At 59.6% G+C, this 17,635-nt stretch carries 16 protein-coding genes and 1 tRNA gene; 6 read left to right on the top strand and 11 right to left on the bottom strand.

Going from position 1 to position 17,635, the window contains the following annotated elements:
• Positions 1-33 precede the first annotated feature (33 nt).
• The 6 genes from pal to nadA all read left to right on the top strand — a co-directional run bounded on the left by pal (position 34) and on the right by nadA (position 4,344).
• Positions 34-531, top strand: a complete 498-nt coding sequence (pal, locus tag KVG95_RS01500; RefSeq protein WP_003178634.1) for a peptidoglycan-associated lipoprotein Pal — start codon at positions 34-36, stop codon at positions 529-531.
• 6 nt (positions 532-537) lie between these two features.
• Entirely contained in the window at positions 538-1,386 is an 849-nt protein-coding gene (gene ybgF / locus KVG95_RS01495) for a tol-pal system protein YbgF (RefSeq protein ID WP_217854263.1), read from the top strand.
• Positions 1,387-1,553: 167 nt separating this feature from the next.
• Positions 1,554-2,201, top strand: a complete 648-nt coding sequence (gene queE, locus KVG95_RS01490; RefSeq protein WP_008072914.1) for a 7-carboxy-7-deazaguanine synthase QueE — start codon at positions 1,554-1,556, stop codon at positions 2,199-2,201.
• Between the two features lies 1 nt (position 2,202).
• Positions 2,203-2,895, top strand: coding sequence for a 7-cyano-7-deazaguanine synthase QueC (queC, locus tag KVG95_RS01485; RefSeq protein ID WP_123719286.1), 693 nt, complete (start codon positions 2,203-2,205; stop codon positions 2,893-2,895).
• 63 nt (positions 2,896-2,958) lie between these two features.
• Positions 2,959-3,034: transfer RNA gene (locus tag KVG95_RS01480), tRNA-Lys, on the top strand.
• Between the two features lie 251 nt (positions 3,035-3,285).
• Complete coding sequence (nadA, locus tag KVG95_RS01475; protein WP_052964278.1) at positions 3,286-4,344, top strand: quinolinate synthase NadA; 1,059 nt, start codon at positions 3,286-3,288, stop codon at positions 4,342-4,344.
• 135 nt (positions 4,345-4,479) lie between these two features.
• Here the strand turns inward: nadA and KVG95_RS01470 are convergent, their stop codons facing one another.
• The 11 genes from KVG95_RS01470 to arcA form a co-directional block, all read right to left on the bottom strand.
• The gene (locus KVG95_RS01470; RefSeq protein WP_052964277.1) at positions 4,480-4,968 is read right to left on the bottom strand and encodes an RDD family protein; all 489 of its coding nucleotides are present in this window, start codon (positions 4,966-4,968) and stop codon (positions 4,480-4,482) included.
• A 95-nt stretch (positions 4,969-5,063) separates the two neighbouring features.
• Entirely contained in the window at positions 5,064-5,276 is a 213-nt protein-coding gene (locus tag KVG95_RS01465) for a cold-shock protein (protein ID WP_003175786.1), read from the bottom strand.
• A gap of 391 nt (positions 5,277-5,667) precedes the next feature.
• A complete protein-coding gene (gene gcvT, locus KVG95_RS01460; protein WP_217854262.1) occupies positions 5,668-6,792 on the bottom strand; it encodes a glycine cleavage system aminomethyltransferase GcvT in 1,125 nt (374 codons plus the stop codon).
• 33 nt (positions 6,793-6,825) lie between these two features.
• Complete coding sequence (locus KVG95_RS01455; RefSeq protein ID WP_217854261.1) at positions 6,826-8,202, bottom strand: L-serine ammonia-lyase; 1,377 nt, start codon at positions 8,200-8,202, stop codon at positions 6,826-6,828.
• Positions 8,203-8,404: 202 nt separating this feature from the next.
• Positions 8,405-11,272: an aminomethyl-transferring glycine dehydrogenase gene (gcvP, locus tag KVG95_RS01450; protein ID WP_217854260.1), complete on the bottom strand. Its 2,868-nt coding sequence runs from the start codon at positions 11,270-11,272 to the stop codon at positions 8,405-8,407.
• A gap of 11 nt (positions 11,273-11,283) precedes the next feature.
• On the bottom strand, positions 11,284-11,667 hold the full coding sequence (gcvH, locus tag KVG95_RS01445) for a glycine cleavage system protein GcvH (protein ID WP_008005432.1): 384 nt from the start codon (positions 11,665-11,667) through the stop codon (positions 11,284-11,286).
• A 433-nt stretch (positions 11,668-12,100) separates the two neighbouring features.
• On the bottom strand, positions 12,101-13,609 hold the full coding sequence (gene gcsR, locus KVG95_RS01440; protein ID WP_123357924.1) for a transcriptional regulator GcsR: 1,509 nt from the start codon (positions 13,607-13,609) through the stop codon (positions 12,101-12,103).
• Between the two features lie 199 nt (positions 13,610-13,808).
• Complete coding sequence (locus KVG95_RS01435; RefSeq protein ID WP_217854259.1) at positions 13,809-14,171, bottom strand: DUF5064 family protein; 363 nt, start codon at positions 14,169-14,171, stop codon at positions 13,809-13,811.
• 12 nt (positions 14,172-14,183) lie between these two features.
• The gene (gene arcC / locus KVG95_RS01430; protein WP_217854258.1) at positions 14,184-15,113 is read right to left on the bottom strand and encodes a carbamate kinase; all 930 of its coding nucleotides are present in this window, start codon (positions 15,111-15,113) and stop codon (positions 14,184-14,186) included.
• A gap of 185 nt (positions 15,114-15,298) precedes the next feature.
• A complete protein-coding gene (locus tag KVG95_RS01425; RefSeq protein ID WP_052967949.1) occupies positions 15,299-16,309 on the bottom strand; it encodes an ornithine carbamoyltransferase in 1,011 nt (336 codons plus the stop codon).
• Between the two features lie 69 nt (positions 16,310-16,378).
• Positions 16,379-17,635, bottom strand: a complete 1,257-nt coding sequence (gene arcA / locus KVG95_RS01420; RefSeq protein WP_217854257.1) for an arginine deiminase — start codon at positions 17,633-17,635, stop codon at positions 16,379-16,381.

Genomic DNA, 17,635 nt, shown 5'->3' with positions numbered 1-17,635 from the left:
CTTAACACACTGGGGTTCATTAGGAGTTTCACGATGGAAATGCTGAAGTTTGGTAAATTTGCTGCGCTGGCTCTGGCCATGGCTGTAGCTGTAGGTTGCTCGTCCAAAGGCGGCGACAATGCCGGTGAAGGCGCTGTTGATCCAAACGCTGGTTACGGCGCAAACACTGGTGCTGTTGACGGCTCCCTGAGCGAAGAAGCTGCTCTGCGCGCAATCACCACCTTCTACTTCGAATACGACAGCTCGGACCTGAAGCCAGAAGCCATGCGCGCTCTGGACGTTCACGCCAAAGACCTGAAAGCAAACGGCGCTCGCGTTGTTCTGGAAGGCAACACCGACGAACGTGGTACTCGTGAGTACAACATGGCACTGGGCGAGCGTCGTGCGAAAGCCGTTCAGCGCTACCTGGTACTGCAAGGTGTTTCCCCAGCTCAGCTGGAACTGGTTTCCTACGGCGAAGAGCGTCCAGTTGCTACCGGCAACGACGAGCAGTCCTGGGCTCAAAACCGTCGCGTCGAACTGCGTAAGTAATTCGTCATGCGAACGTGCCGTCGTGCTGTAACTGTTTTGGCTCTCAGCCTCGCACCGTTTGCGGTGTGGGCTGCGGTTCCTGTGGTCGAGGACAACTCCGGCTATAACAATAGCGGGAGTAGTTATCCGCCTGCGGGTTACGGTACGAACGGCGCCTATGCCGGGGGAGGGGTTTCGGCCCCTGTCTCGGCACAGGGCGAGCTGTTCAACCAACTGCAATCGATGCAGGAGCAGATCTCACGCCAACAGGGTGTGATCGAAGTTCTGCAAAATGATGTAGCGCGCATGAAGCAAGAGAACCTGGAGCGATATCAGGATCTTGATCGGCGCATAGGAACCGGCGTTGCACCAGCCGCGACTCCTGATAATTCTTCCACCGGTGGCAATTTGAATGCCCCCGGTGCAGCAGCAGCCGGCGCAGGTGCCGGAGCGGCAGCCGCTGCCACACAAGCGCCTGCCGCGGGTAGCGAACCGGCTGATCCGGCGAAGGAAAAACTGTATTACGATGCAGCCTTCGACCTGATCAAGGCCAAGGATTTCGACAAGGCCAGCCAGGCTTTCGCCGCATTCCTGCGCAAATACCCGAACAGCCAATACGCGGGCAACGCCCAGTACTGGTTGGGTGAAGTGAACCTGGCCAAAGGCGATCTGCAGGGTGCAGGTCAGGCATTTGCCAAGGTTTCGCAGCTGTACCCCAAGCACCCCAAGGTGCCTGATTCGCTGTACAAGCTCGCTGATGTAGAGCGCCGCCTCGGTCATACCGACAGGGTTAAAGGCATTCTGCAGCAGGTTGTGTCCCAATATCCGGGTACTTCCGCCGCTCAGTTGGCCCAGCGTGATCTGCAAAAAATGTAAGGGCTGCTTGACCCGTTTCGAAGAAACCCGCGCTTGTCGCGGGTTTTTTCGTTAGAATTCACGCCCTTTTTATGAAACACGCTTTTTGGGATCTGCGCGTTGGCGAGGTTCCTTGAAGTGCCTGACGGAGGCGGACAGCCTGTTTAGCTGTTACGCCCGTGGCGACTATGCAAGACACATTGAGAATCACCGAAGTTTTCTACTCGTTGCAGGGTGAAACGCGGACTGCCGGGCTGCCCACTGTTTTTGTGCGCCTGACCGGTTGCCCATTGCGTTGCCAATACTGCGACAGCGCCTACGCGTTCACTGGCGGCACCATTCGCACGCTCGACGACATCCTCGAGCAAGTGGCCGGTTTTCGTCCGCGTTATGTTTGTGTCACGGGTGGCGAACCCCTGGCGCAACCGAATGCCATTCCCTTGCTCAAGCAGTTATGTGACGCCGGCTACGAAGTGTCCCTGGAAACCAGTGGCGCGCTGGATATCTCGGCGGTCGATCCACGAGTCAGTCGCGTCGTCGATCTGAAAACCCCGGGTTCGAAAGAAGCGCACCGCAACCGCTACGAGAACATCGAGCTGCTCACGCCTAACGATCAGGTAAAGTTTGTCATCTGCTCGCGGGAAGACTACGACTGGGCCGTGTCCAAGCTGATTCAATACGGTCTGGATCAGCGTGCCGGCGAAGTCCTGTTCTCGCCGAGCCACCATGACCTGAACGCGCGTGACCTGGCGGACTGGGTGGTGGCGGACAATCTGCCTGTGCGTCTGCAATTGCAGCTGCATAAATATCTTTGGAATGACGAGCCGGGGCGCTGAAATGACTGAACAAACGAACACTGCAGAAAAACGTGCGGTCATCTTGCTGTCCGGCGGTCTCGACTCCGCGACAGTCGTGGCCATGGCCCGTGCTGAAGGCTACCGCTGCTACACCATGAGCTTCGATTATGGTCAGCGGTCACACGCCGAATTGCACGCCGCCGCACGTGTCGCCCAAGACTTGGGTGTGGTCGAGCACAAGGTGATCGGCCTGAACCTGAACGGTATCGGCGGTTCGGCCCTGACCGACACTAGCATCGATGTGCCGGAAACACCGGGTGAAGGTATCCCGGTGACTTACGTGCCAGCGCGAAACACCGTGTTTCTGTCCCTGGCGCTGGGTTGGGCCGAAGTGCTGGGCGCACGTGACATCTTTATCGGTGTCAACGCGGTGGATTACTCCGGTTATCCGGATTGCCGTCCCGAGTTCATCGAAGCCTTTGAGCGCATGGCCAACCTGGCGACCAAGGCCGGGGTAGAAGGGCAGGGCTTCCGTATCCAGGCGCCACTGCAGAACCTGAGCAAGGCCCAGATCGTTCAGGCCGGCGTGAAGCTTGGCGTCGATTACGGGCTGACCGTTTCCTGCTATCAGGCAGACGATAATGGCCGCGCCTGCGGTAAATGCGACAGCTGCCGCCTGCGTGCAGAAGGCTTCGCGGCGGCCGGTGTGACTGACCCAACACCTTATTTTTGATTTATTTCAAATTAGGTGTTGAATAGTCCTTAAAAATCAGTATTATACGCGCCACCACACAGCGGGTCGTTAGCTCAGTTGGTAGAGCAGTTGGCTTTTAACCAATTGGTCGTAGGTTCGAATCCCACACGACCCACCATTTTAAAAAATCTGGAAGGCCCACGTAAGTGAGGATTTCCGGGTTTTTTTTTGCCCGCGATTTGAGGTCGACTCAGTCCGGGTGACGCAGGTCAGAATCATCTTTTGCATCCACGGGATATTCTGTAGCCTTGCGCAGCTTCAACGCTATCCACGCCTGATGAATACTCACTCTCCCGGCGGTACCCTGAAGGGTCCGGAGCCGGGTGTATACTCGACTTTCGCGCGAAAGCGCCTGCAGGTCTTGCGAACATGACGCAGATTTCCGAACGCCTTCTGGTTCAAGCCCACCTCGACGCCAAGCAGCCCAAACCGCTGACCGCCGAGGAAGAGGCTTATTACCGTACTGCCATCGCTGCCGAGCTCAAGGCTCAGGACGCGGTGCTGGTTGCCCACTTCTATTGCGATCCGGTCATTCAGGCCCTTGCCGAAGAAACCGGTGGCTGCGTCTCCGACTCTCTGGAGATGGCCCGCTTCGGCAATGCCCACCCGGCCAAGACCGTGGTGGTCGCCGGCGTGAAGTTCATGGGCGAAACCGCGAAAATCCTCAACCCTGAAAAACGCATACTGATGCCGACCCTGGAAGCGACTTGCTCGCTGGACCTGGGTTGCCCGGTAGACGAGTTCTCGGCGTTCTGCGATCAGCATCCGGAACGTACGGTGGTGGTGTATGCCAACACTTCGGCGGCGGTCAAAGCGCGGGCGGACTGGGTGGTGACTTCCAGCTGTGCGCTGGAAATCGTCGAAAGCCTGATGGATAACGGCGAAACCATCATCTGGGCTCCGGACAAGCACCTGGGCACTTACATCCAGCGCAAGACCGGCGCCGACATGCTGCTGTGGGACGGTGCCTGCATCGTCCACGAAGAGTTCAAGGCCAAGCAGCTCGAAGACATGAAAGCGCTGTACCCGGACGCGGCCATTCTGGTGCACCCGGAGTCGCCGACCGCCGTCATCGAGTTGGCCGACGCGGTGGGTTCCACCAGTCAGCTGATCGCTGCTGCGCAAAGTCTGCCGAACAAGACCCTGATCGTCGCCACCGACCGCGGCATCTTCTACAAGATGCAGCAGCTATGCCCGGACAAGGTCTTTATCGAAGCGCCAACGGCCGGTAACGGCGCAGCGTGCCGCAGTTGCGCGCATTGCCCGTGGATGGCGATGAATACGCTTGAGCGCACGCTGAAGAGCTTGCGTGAAGGGACCAACGAGATCTTCGTTGATCCGGCGTTGATTCCACAGGCGGTGCGGCCGTTGAAGCGGATGCTTGATTTCACTCAGGCGGCGCGGATGAAGTTGGCCGGCAACGCTTAAGGTCTGTCAGTCAAACCGCAAAAACTGTGGGAGCGGGCTTGCTCGCGAAGAGGGCGTATCAGTCAACATTGATGTTGTCTGACACACCGATTTCGCGAGCAAGCCCGCTCCCACAGTGATTTTCATACGGCAAAATTACTTGGTTTTCTTCGGGATCCGCACGAGCTGGGTATTGGAATAGATGTCATGCCAGCTGCGCTTCTGCTTGTCGAACAGCGACCAGAAGAATCCCAGCCCGAGGCATAGCCAGGACGCGATCGACACCACAAAGCGCAGCAGCGCCTGCCACAGGCTGATGGATGAGCCATCGGCGTTTTGCACGCGGATGCCCCAGACCTGCATCCCCAGAGTCTGCCCCGACCAAGTCCAGAACTTGGCAAAGAAACCGAACAGCACGAACAACAGCACCGTCGATAACAGCGGATCACCGTCCAGTGCGCCAGCGTCGGTCATAGCTCGCATTTGGCCTTCGCCGATGATCGCCATCTGGATCATCTTGTAAATGCCGCTGGTGACGATCAGCAGGGCAGTGCATAACAGAAAGTCGTAGAACATCGCTGCCAGGCGACGACCCAGGCCGACGGCGGGGAAGTCGCCCTGTGGGTTGAGCAGGTGTTTCGACATGGCAGCCTCTGAACGGAAAAAGAAGCCATTTTACGGATTTACGCGCACAAAAAAGCCCCTGATATCAGTATCAGGGGCTTTTTCGTTACAGAAGATCAGGCTTCTGCTTGTACTTCGTCAGCCTGCATGCCTTTCTGGCCTTGCACAGCAACGAAAGTCACTTTCTGGCCTTCTTTCAGGCTCTTGAAGCCGTTGCCCTGAATAGCGCGGAAATGTACGAACAGATCCGGACCGCTTTCTGGAGTGATAAAACCAAAACCTTTCTCGTCGTTAAACCACTTGACGGTACCGCTCTGACGTTGGGACATTTCTTATTTCCTTTGACGCAAAAATGAATGACAGTCTCCTTCTCGTGAAAGAGTACTGGGGCTGGTTGCAGGAGAGTAAGAAGACGTCGAACGGGATGTAGCTAACTTGTAGGCTACTGCCCAGGTCACGATTCCAAGCGACCCATGCAAACACAGTGAACAAACTCTACGCCAACTACGGGAGAAAAAACAAGCCCTGCGAAGGCCCGTATTTCCTCGGGTTGGTGACAGTCACTAGGGCACTAGCGCAGGCTTATTCGATAGAGTTGTTCAGTTGTTTTCGATCGTTATAAGTAACGTTCATAAACGAAACGTTCGCACTGTTTTATGGCGGCTGCGTTACAGATTAGTGCACTGTTAACGCAACCGCGTTACTTATAGAAACAGTCAATCAACCGCGATAGTAGCGTTGTGGAACAAATGGCATTTTGCTTACAAGCAAAGGCACCTTTTTCCCACGAACAATTGCCCAAACCGGCGTATCCAAAGCGATGTAAGCGCCGTCGAGGTAACCCATGGCCAAAGGACCGCCAAGGGTCGGACCGAAACCGCCGCTGCACACGCTGCCGATGATTTCGCCGGCTTCGTTGACGATTTCCGCACCTTCGCGCACTGGCGTACGTTCCTGCGGCAACAGGCCAACGCGTTTGCGGCTGACACCCGCTTGCTGCTGGGCGAACACCGTTTCAGCGCCAGGGAAGCCACCGGCCCGAGCGCCATCGGCACGACGAGGCTTGGAGATAGCCCACAGCAGGCTCGCTTCGATTGGGGTGGTTTCGGTGTTCATGTCGTGGCCGTAGAGGCACAGGCCGGCTTCCAGGCGCAGGGAGTCGCGAGCGCCGAGGCCGATGGCCGCGACTTCCGGTTCGGCCAGCAGGGCGCGAGCCAGGGCTTCGGCGTTGGCCGCTGGTACGGAGATTTCGAAACCGTCTTCGCCGGTGTAGCCTGAACGGCTGACAAAGCAGTCCACGCCCAACAGCTTCACGCGGGCGAACTGCATGAAGGTCATCTTCGCCACTTCAGGCGCCAGGCGTGCGAGCACGGTAACGGCAGCCGGGCCTTGCAACGCGAGCAACGCGCGCTCTTCGAACAGTGGCTCGATGGTGCACTGGTCACCGATATGTTTGCGCAGGTGCGCCAGGTCCTGATCCTTGCAGGCCGCGTTGACCACCAGGAACAGTTCGTCGTTACCGAGGTTGGCGACCATCAGGTCGTCAAGGATGCTGCCGGTCTCGTTGGTGAACATCGCGTAGCGCTGCATGCCCACCGGCAGGTCGATGATGTCCACCGGCACCAGGGTTTCCAGGGCTTTGGCCGCGTTGGCGCCGGTCAGGCGTATCTGGCCCATGTGCGACACATCGAACAGCCCGGCTTGATCACGGGTGTGCTGGTGTTCTTTCATCACGCCCAACGGGTATTGCACCGGCATGTCGTAGCCGGCAAACGGCACCATGCGGGCGCCGAGTTCGAGGTGCAGTGCGTGCAACGGGGTTTTCAACAATTGTTCGGTGGACATATCCAGCTCCTGAAAATAGTGCAGATGCGCGCATCAGCACTCGATAATGTTGACCGCCAAACCGCCACGGGCGGTTTCCTTGTATTTGCTTTTCATGTCGGCGCCGGTCTGGCGCATGGTGCGAATGACTTTGTCGAGGGAGACGAAGTGCTGACCGTCGCCGCGCAGGGCCATACGCACCGCATTGATGGCCTTGACCGAACCCATGGCGTTGCGCTCGATGCAAGGCACTTGCACCAACCCGCCAATCGGGTCGCAGGTCAGGCCGAGGTTGTGTTCCATGCCGATTTCGGCGGCGTTTTCTACCTGCTGCACCGTGCCGCCCAGCACTTCACACAAGGCGCCGGCGGCCATGGAACAGGCGACGCCAACCTCGCCCTGACAGCCGACTTCGGCGCCGGAGATCGAGGCGTTTTCCTTGTACAGAATGCCGATCGCGGCGGCCGTCAGTAGAAAGCGCACGACGCCATCTTCGTTGGCCCCGGGGATGAAGCGCATGTAGTAATGCAGCACCGCCGGGATGATTCCGGCCGCGCCATTGGTGGGTGCGGTAACCACGCGCCCACCGTTAGCGTTTTCTTCGTTGACTGCCAGGGCGTACAGGTTGACCCAGTCCAGCACCGACAGCGGATCGCGCAGCGATGATTCCGGGTTGTTGCACAGTTGCCGATGCAGCGCCGCGGCCCGACGTTTGACCTTCAGTCCACCAGGAAGGATGCCTTCATTGCGGCAACCAGCGGTGACGCAGTCCTGCATCACTTGCCAGATCTTCAGCAAACCGGCACGGGTTTCCGCTTCGGGGCGCCAGGCGCTTTCGTTGGTCAGCATCACCTGACTGATTGATAAACCATAGGTGGTGCAATGACCGAGCAGGTCCTTGGCGCTTTTGAACGGGAAGGTCAGGGGAGTCGCGTCTTCGACGATCCGGTCGGCGCCAGCGGCGTCTTCATCGACGACGAACCCGCCACCGACCGAGTAGTACTCGCGGCTGCGGATTTGTATGCCCGCCGCATCGAATGCGCGAAAGATCATGCCGTTGGGGTGATAGGCCAACGGTTTGCGAATCATCGCCAGGTGTTCTTTCTCGTTGAACGCAATGCTGTGTTCGCCGAGCAGGTTCAGGCGACCGTTGCCACGAATTTCTTGCAGGCGAGCGGCGACGGTTTCGGTGTCTACGGTATCCGGGTGTTCGCCTTCCAGGCCCAGCAACACAGCCTTGTCGCTGCCGTGGCCTTTGCCGGTGGCGCCGAGCGAGCCGTAGAGCTCGACTTTGACGCAGGAGGTTGCGGCCAGCAGCCCTTCACGGCGCAGACCTTCGGCGAAACGCGCAGCGGCACGCATCGGGCCGACGGTGTGGGAGCTGGAGGGGCCGATGCCAATCTTGAACAGGTCGAACACGCTTAACGACATGGTTGTTCTCCGGTTTCTTGTTATAGGAATTGGCGAAAATCTTTTGACTAAATACGATCCTGTGGGAGCTGGCTTGCCTGCGATGGCGGTGGGTCAGTCAGCATCTCAGTTGGCTGATCCACCGCCATCGCAGGCAAGCCAGCTCCCACAGGGTTTTGTGGTGTTCTTGAAAATGGGGGCGAGCGAACCCGCCCCCTATAGATCAAGCGTAGCTTTCGATCGACGGGCAGGCGCAGACCAGGTTGCGATCGCCGAAGACGTTGTCGACGCGACCGACCGGTGGCCAGTACTTGCCTTCGATCAGCGACGCAACCGGATACACCGCTTGCTCGCGGCTGTACGGGTGAGTCCACTCGCCGACGATTTCCGCGGCGGTGTGTGGCGCGTTTTTCAGCGGGTTGTCGTCCTTGTCCAGCGTGCCGTTTTCCACCGCGCGGATTTCTTCGCGGATACGGATCATGGCGTCGCAGAAGCGGTCCAGTTCTTCCTTGGATTCGCTTTCGGTCGGCTCGATCATCAACGTGCCGGCCACTGGGAACGACATGGTCGGGGCGTGGAAGCCGAAGTCGATCAGGCGCTTGGCGACGTCATCGACACTGATGCCGCTGCTGTCTTTCAACGGACGCAGGTCGAGGATGCATTCGTGCGCCACCAGGCCATTGCTGCCGGTGTACAACACTGGGTAATGCTCTTCGAGGCGACGGGAAATGTAGTTGGCATTCAGGATCGCCAATTGCGAAGCACGCTGGAGACCCGCGCCCCCCATCATTCGAATGTACATCCAAGTGATCGGCAGAATGCTCGCGCTGCCGAACGGTGCCGCGCAGACCGCGCCTTCCTTACGTTCCATCTGGGCGTGGCCCGGCAGGAATGGGGTCAGGTGCGACTTGACGCCAATCGGGCCGACGCCCGGGCCGCCACCGCCATGGGGAATGCAGAAGGTTTTGTGCAGGTTCAGGTGGGACACGTCGCCGCCGAACTTGCCCGGTGCGCAGAGGCCGACCATGGCGTTCATGTTGGCGCCGTCGATGTACACCTGGCCGCCGTTGTCGTGAATGATGCCGCAGATTTCGCGGATGCCTTCTTCGAACACGCCGTGGGTCGACGGGTAGGTGATCATCAGCGCAGCGAGGTGTTCGCGGTGCTCGATGGCCTTGGCGCGCAGGTCTTCGATGTCGACGTTGCCTCGGGCATCGCACGCGGTCACGACTACACGCATGCCAGCCATGTTGGCGGTGGCCGGGTTGGTGCCGTGGGCGGACGACGGGATCAGGCAGATGTCGCGACGGTCTTCGCCACGGCTCTGGTGGTACGCACGAATCGCCAGCAGGCCAGCGTATTCACCTTGGGAACCGGCGTTCGGTTGCAGGGAGATCGAGTCGTAACCGGTGGCGGCGCAGAGCATCGCTTCCAGTTCATCCGTCAGCTGCTGATAACCGGCGCTTTGCTCGGCCGGGGCGAACGGGTGCAGGGCACCGAATTCAGCCCAGGTCACCGGGATCATTTCGCTGGCGGCGTTGAGTTTCATGGTGCAGGAACCCAGCGGGATCATGGTGCGATCCAGGGCCAGGTCCTTGTCGGCGAGCTTGCGCAGGTAGCGCATCAGCTCGGTTTCCGAATGATAACGGTTGAACACCGGGTGGCTGAGGATCGGCGATTGGCGAACCAGAGCGGCCGGGAGGGTGCTTTCGACCGAAGCGGCGAGGGCGGCGAAGTCTGGCAGCGCCTTGCCGTCGGCCAGCACGCTCCACAGGGTTTCAACGTCAGCCTGGCTGGTGGTTTCGTCCAGGGACAGGCCCAGACGCTCGCCATCTACAACACGCAGGTTGATCTTCTGAGCACGCGCCTTGTCGTGCAAAGCAGCTGTTTGCGCGCCGGTCTTGAGCGTCAGCGTGTCGAAGAAGCTGGTTTGCTCGACGGTCAGGCCCAATGCGCTCAAGCCTTTTGCGAGGATCGCGGTCAGGTGATGTATGCGCTTGGCGATCTGCGTCAGTCCTTTCGGACCGTGGTACACGGCGTACATGCTGGCGATGTTGGCCAGCAGCACTTGGGCGGTGCAGATGTTGCTGGTGGCTTTCTCGCGGCGGATATGTTGCTCGCGGGTCTGCATGGCCAGGCGCAGGGCCGGCTTGCCGAAACGGTCCACGGACACGCCAACCAGACGGCCTGGCATGTCGCGTTTGAACGCATCACGGGTGGAGAAGTAGGCCGCGTGCGGACCACCGAAGCCCAGCGGCACGCCGAAGCGTTGAGCGCTGCCGATGGCCACGTCAGCGCCGAACTCGCCCGGCGGGGTCAGCACGGTCAGGGCCAGCAGGTCGGCCGCGACTGCGACCAGCGCATTAGCCGCGTGGAAACGCTCGGTCAGTTCGCGGTAGTCGAACACGTCACCGTTGCTGGCCGGGTATTGCAGCAGGGCGCCGAAGAACGGCGTCACGTCAGTCAGTTCGCGCTCGTCGCCGACCACCACGTCGATGCCCAACGGCTCGGCACGGGTGCGCAAAACGTCGAGGGTTTGCGGGTGGCAATGCACCGAGGCGAAGAACGCGTGGCTGCCTTTGTTCTTGCTCAGGCGTTTGCAGAAGGTCATGGCTTCGGCAGCGGCGGTGGCTTCGTCCAGCAGCGAGGCGTTGGCGATCGGCAGGCCGGTCAGGTCGCTGATGAGGGTCTGGAAGTTCAGCAGCGCTTCGAGACGGCCCTGGGAAATTTCTGGTTGGTACGGGGTGTAAGCGGTGTACCAGGCCGGGTTTTCCAGCAGGTTGCGCAGGATCGGCGACGGCGTGTGAGTGCCGTAGTAGCCCTGGCCGATGTAGGTCTTGAACAGTTGGTTTTTGCCGGCGATGGATTTGATCAGCGCCAGGGCATCCGCTTCACTCAGGCCGTCTTCCAGGCCGAGGACGCTGGTGCCCTTGATGCTGTCGGGAATGACGCTGGCGCTCAGGGCTTCCAGGGAGTCAAAGCCCAGGCTGTTGAGCATGGCTTGCTCGTCGCCCGAACGCGGGCCGATGTGGCGCGCGATGAATTCGTTGGCGGTGCTGACATTTACAGAAACAGGAAGTACTTGAGTCATGTCAGTGTTCCTCAGGCTTCAGCGTTGGCTTTGATCAGACGGTCGTAAGCGTCTTGATCCAGCAGTTGGCCGACAGCCGAGGCGTCGGTTGGCTGGAAGCGGAAGAACCAGCCTTCGCCCAGCGGATCTTCGTTGACCAGTTCAGGGCTGCTGTCCAGCGCCGGGTTCACTTCCAGCACTTCGCCGTCGAGTGGCATGTACACGCCGCTGGCGGCTTTTACCGATTCCACGGTGGCGGCTTCGGCGCCTTTGTCGTAGGACTGCAGCTCAGGCAGTTGTACGAAAACCACGTCGCCCAGGGCGTTCTGTGCGAATGCAGTGATGCCGACGGTGACGGTGCCGTCAGCTTCGGTGCGCAGCCATTCGTGATCTTCAGTAAAACGCAACTCGCTCATGGAAACTCCTAAGGGGGGCCAGACTCGTCTGGTGGACGCGATTGAATGCTCGGGCAATGCCCTGATTTATGAAGGGTTACTTAGCAAAATCGCGGCCAATGTTATTTTTTCTTTATAAATCAATTAGTTGTTGGTTTTTACGAAAGACTGAAAAGGACTGGCTGTAGCGAAATCGCTACAGCACAGACTGAAGAAAAAAGCTGAGGTGGATCAAAGCCTTGCGCAGCGGTGTTCAGGAGAGGGTGTATCGATATCGTTCCGCTGTAGCGCTTTCAGTACAGATGGAGGTCGTTTTTGAAAACGATTTTGAAAACAGCGCAGACCCCTGTGGGAGCGGGCTTGCTCGCGAAAGCGGTGGGTCAGACAACATTGATGGTGACTGACCCATCGCTTTCGCGAGCAAGCCCGCTCCCACAGTTGACCGAGTGATGCGTTAAGGTTTGTTGGGTATGCCGTACTTACGCAACCGATGGGCAATCGCGGTGTGGGAGGTTTGCAGGCGGCTGGCCAATTGACGAGTCGAGGGGTAGCTGACGTAGAGCTTTTCCAGCAGGGTTTTCTCGAACTCTTCCATGGCCTGTTCGAGACTATCGACCTCGCTGTCGCTCTGGCGCGCCACGGAGGTGCCGGCGATATCGAGGTCGCCGATGTCCACCAGGCTGCTTTCGCAAATCGCCGCGGCACGGAAGATCACGTTCTGCAGTTGCCGCACATTACCCGGCCAACGGTTGCCCAGCAGCGCGGGATAAGTGCCCGGCGCAAGGCGACAGACCGGTCGCTGGATCTGCGCGCAGGCCTGCTGCATGAAGTAGCGCGCCAGCAGCAGAATGTCCTGGCCGCGCTCGCGCAACGGCGGCACTTCAACATTCAGCACGTTGAGGCGATAGAACAGGTCTTCGCGGAAGGTGCCTTCACTGACCATTTTTTCCAGATCGCGGTGGGTCGCGCTGAGGATCCGCACATTGACCTTCACTTCGCGATCGCCACCGACCCGACGGAAGCTGCCATCGTTGAGAAAACGCAGCAATTTCGCCTGCAAGTACGGCGACATTTCACCGATCTCGTCGAGAAATACCGTGCCCTGGTTGGCCAGTTCCATCAGCCCCGGTTTGCCGCCCCGTTGCGCGCCGGTGAAGGCGCCAGGGGCGTAGCCGAACAGTTCGCTTTCGGCGAGGTTTTCCGGCAGTGCGGCGCAGTTCAAGGCCAGGAACGGCGAACTGTGGCGGGCGCTGATGGCGTGGCAGGCGCGGGCCACCAGTTCTTTACCGGTGCCGGTCTCGCCCTGGATCAGCAACGGAGCATCAAGGGCTGCGACTCGTTGAGCGCGGGCTTTGAGCGTACGAATGGCCGGGGATTCACCGAGCAAGGCATCGAAGCCTTCGGCGTGGTCGTGGTGCAGCGCCGAGAGGCGTTCGCCGATGCGGTTCGGTTGGTACAGGGTCAGCAGCGCACCGGCGTCGGTGATTGGCGTGGCGTCCAACAGCAGGGTCTGACCGTTGACGGTGATCTCGCGCAGGGGCAGGCGGAAGCCGTTTTCCAGCAACGTGTCGAGCAGTGCCGGATCGGCAAACAGCTCGCTGATGCTTTCACCTGCAGGTTCGCGGCCATACAGGGCAATCAGCGCCGGGTTGGCCAGCAGCACCTTGCCAGCGCTGTCGAGGGCCAATACCGGGTCGGTCATGGCGGCGAGTAACGCATCGAGCTGCAAGTGACGGCGCTGGCCGGGAAGGATGTCGACCACCGTCACCGCTTGCACGCCGCGCACGCTGAACAGCGCGTCGCGCAGCTCTTCGAGCACTGCCGGGCTCAAGGTCGGGGCGTCGATGTAGACGTTGGGCGGCACCATTTCCACCGCATCCAGATTGAGATTGCGCCCACCGAGCAGGGCCAGGACTTCCTGGGTGATGCCGACGCGGTCGATGAAACTGACGTGGATGCGCATGGGGCGGTTGGGTTCTGGAGTGCGGAGGGTGGCAAGTATGCCTTGGGGCGGGTCTTAGGTGAAATCCTGCGCAGGACTTCGGGGCTATATCGATCCAATGTGGGAGCGGGCTTGCTCGCGAAAGCGGAGTATCAGTCGACATTAGTATTGCCTGTCACACCGTTTTCGCGAGCAAGCCCGCTCCCACAAGGTCAGTGGGTTATTCGAAGTTCTCGAGGTTTACCGGGTCGCCGGATTTCATATCCAACTGCTTGCGGATGTCTTCAAACATTAAATCGTAATGCTTGTGAATCGAGCCGATCTGGCTGTGTGTCTTCGGGATTCCGTACTTCTCGGCGATTTTCGTCACGTTGTTGGCGAAGTTGTAAGCCTCCTCCTTGGGTAGAAAGAAGGTCTCCGTCATCTCCTTTCCCTGCATGCTGCCGTGCATGGTGAACAGCATCCCCTTGCCTTTCTTGGGATCCTGCGTGACCTCATAGTCGAGGTGCACGTTGTAGTTGACATCATCCGGGGTCAGCGCGTGGCGCTCGATGTGCAGATGACCGGGCTCAAACGTTGCCATTGACGTCTCTCCTTACAAGTAAGTTATGCCAGGTGTCGCCGTACTGATGCGGGTGCCGGCCTTGCCCTGGACGATCGCTTCGATGTCCGAGAGTGAACCGATCACCGCGGTTTTTCCAGTATGGCGGGCGAACTCGCAGGCCGCCTGGACCTTTGGTCCCATGGAGCCGGCCGCGAAGCCGAGTTTTTCCATCTCGTCGGGGTGAGCCTGGGCGATGGCTTTCTGGGTGGGTTTGCCGAAGTCGATGAACGCGGCGCTGACGTCGGTGGCGATCACCAATAGATCGCTTTCAAGTTGTTCGGCCAGCAGCGCCGAGCACAGGTCTTTGTCGATCACCGCTTCCACGCCCTGCAGTTTGCCGCTGGCGTCGTACATCGTCGGGATGCCCCCGCCACCGGCGCAGATCACGATGCTGCCTTTTTCCAGCAACCACTTGATCGGGCGGATTTCGAAGATGCGTTTCGGTCTCGGGCTGGCCACCACGCGGCGGAATTTGTCGCCGTCCGGAGCAATCGCCCAGCCTTTCTCGGCAGCGAGTTTTTCCGCTTCGGCCTTGGTGTAGACCGGGCCGATGGGTTTGCTGGGGGCCTGGAACGCCGGGTCGTTGGCGTCGACTTCGACCTGGGTCAGCAGGGTGGCGAACGGGACTTCGAAGTCCAGCAGGTTGCCCAGTTCCTGTTCGATGATGTAGCCGATCATGCCTTCGGTTTCAGCACCCAGCACATCCAGCGGGTAAGCGGAAACCTGGGTGTAGGCCGCGGCTTGCAGCGACAACAGGCCGACCTGCGGACCATTGCCGTGAGCGATCACCAGTTGGTTGCCGGAATAAACCTTGGCGATCTGTTCGGTGGCGATCCGGATGTTGGCGCGCTGATTGTCCGCGGTCATGGGTTCACCCCGGCGGAGCAGGGCGTTACCGCCCAGAGCAACGACGATACGCATAATGCAGTCCTTCTAAATAGAGGGCGGGTAACTCGATCTCCCTGTGGGAACCGGGTTTGTGTGGGAGCGGGCTTGCTCGCGAAGGCGGCGTGTCAGTCGACATCAATGTTCCCTGTCAGACCGCTTTCGCGAGCAAGCCCGCTCCCACATTGACCGTGTTTCGTCAGGGAGACCCGAGTGAGCCGTTAGATATCCGCCAGCGCCGACACCAGAATCGCCTTGATGGTGTGCATGCGGTTTTCCGCTTGCTCAAAGGCGATGTTGGCCGGCGATTCGAAGACGTCTTCGGTCACTTCAACCCCGTTGGCCAGGTGCGGATAGCGCGCGGCGATGTCTTTGCCGACCTTGGTTTCGCTGTTGTGGAACGCCGGCAGGCAGTGCATGAATTTCACGCGCGGGTTGCCCGAGGCCTTCATCATGTCGGCGTTGACCTGGTACGGCAGCAGTTGCTCGATGCGCTCGTCCCACGCTTCCACCGGCTCACCCATCGATACCCAGATGTCGGTGTGGATGAAGTCCACGCCCTTGACCGCTTCTTTCGGGTCTTCGGTGATGGTGATGCGCGCGCCGCTTTCCTCGGCGAAGGCTTTGCACTGATCGATGAAGTCCTGATGTGGCCATAGCGCTTTCGGTGCGGCGATGCGCACGTCCATGCCGAGTTTGGCGCCGATCATCAACAGCGAGTTACCCATGTTGTAGCGGGCATCGCCGAGGTAGGCGTAGCTGATGTCGTGCAGCGGCTTGTCGCTGTGTTCGCGCATGGTCAGGGTGTCGGCGATCATTTGCGTCGGGTGGAATTCAGCGGTCAGGCCGTTGAACACCGGCACGCCGGCGAACTTCGCCAGCTCTTCGACGATTTCCTGTTCGAAGCCACGGTACTCGATGGCATCGAACATCCGCCCGAGCACGCGGGCGGTGTCTTTCATGCTTTCCTTGTGGCCGATCTGTGACGACACCGGGTCGATGTAGGTGACGTGAGCGCCCTGGTCATGGGCCGCGACTTCGAAGGCGCACCGGGTGCGGGTCGAGGTTTTTTCGAAGATCAGCGCGATGTTTTTGCCTTGCAGGTGTGGACGCTCGGTGCCGGTGTACTTGGCGCGTTTGAGGTCACGGGACAGGTCCAGCAGGTAGTTCAGCTCGCGAGTGGTGTGGTGCATCAAACTCAGCAGGCTGCGGTTACGCATATTAAAAGCCATGATTGGATCTCCTTGGGTATCGGTTATCCCCCGGGCCGCGCTGGATAAGCGGCGGCCAGGGTTTGAAAGTTAATAGTCGATAGGGTCGCGAATGATCGGGCAGGTCATGCAGTGGCCACCGCCACGCCCGCGACCGAGTTCACCGGCGCTGATGGTGATGACTTCCACACCGGCCTTGCGCAGCAGGGTGTTGGTGTAGGTGTTGCGGTCGTAGCCGATCACCACACCTGGTTCCACCGCCACCACGTTGTTGCCGTCGTCCCATTGCTCGCGTTCGGCGGCGAAGCTGTTGCCGCCGGTTTCGACGACGCGCAGCGCTTTCAGGTTGAGGGCCTTGGCCACGGTATCGAGGAAGCTGGTTTCTTCGCGGCGGATATCGACGCCGCCCGGTTTGCTTTCATCAGGGCGCACGCTGAAGGCGACGATTTGGTTCACCACTTCCGGGAAAATGGTCACGAGGTCGCGGTCGCAGAAGCTGAACACGGTGTCCAGGTGCATCGCTGCGCGGGACTTCGGCAGGCCGGCGACAATCACACGTTCGACAGCCTTGTTCTTGAACAGGTTGACCGCCAATTGGCCAATAGCCTGGCGGGACGAACGCTCGCCCATGCCGATCAACACCACGCCATTGCCGATCGGCATCACGTCGCCGCCCTCAAGGGTGGCACTGCCATGGTCCTGATCCGGATCGCCGTACCAGATCTGGAAGTCGGCGTTGGTGAACTGCGGGTGAAATTTGTAGATGGCGGTGGTCAGCAACGTTTCCTGACGGCGCGCCGGCCAGTACATCGGGTTCAACGTCACGCCGCCGTAGATCCAGCAAGTGGTATCGCGGGTGAACTGGGTGTTGGGCAGCGGCGGCAGAATGAAGCTGGAGTGACCGAGAAATTCGCGGAACATCTGAATGGTTTTGCCGCCGAAGCTGTCCGGCAGGTCATCGGCGGAGACGCCGCCAATCAGGAATTCAGCGATCTTGCGCGGCTCCAGGCTACGCAGCCAGGATGCGGTTTCATTGACCAGACCCAAGCCCACCGAATTCGCGGTGATCTTGCGCTCCAGGATCCAGTCGAGGGCTTCAGGAATTGCAACGATGTCGGTCAGCAGGTTGTGCATTTCCAGCACGTCGACGTTGCGCTCGCGCATTTTGGTGACGAAGTCGAAATGGTCACGCTTGGCTTGAGCAACCCACAGCACATCATCGAAAAGCAGTTCGTCACAGTTGTTCGGGGTCAGCCGCTGGTGGGCCAGGCCGGGGGAGCAAACCATGACTTTGCGCAGTTTGCCGGCTTCGGAATGGACGCCGTACTTAACTTTTTCGGTGGTCAT

Source organism: Pseudomonas farris (assembly GCF_019145235.1).
In the GTDB taxonomy this organism is placed as follows: Bacteria; Pseudomonadota; Gammaproteobacteria; order Pseudomonadales; family Pseudomonadaceae; genus Aquipseudomonas; species Aquipseudomonas farris.
The sequence above is the reverse complement of the archived record's forward strand: the minus strand, read 5'-3'. Positions and strand labels throughout refer to the sequence as shown.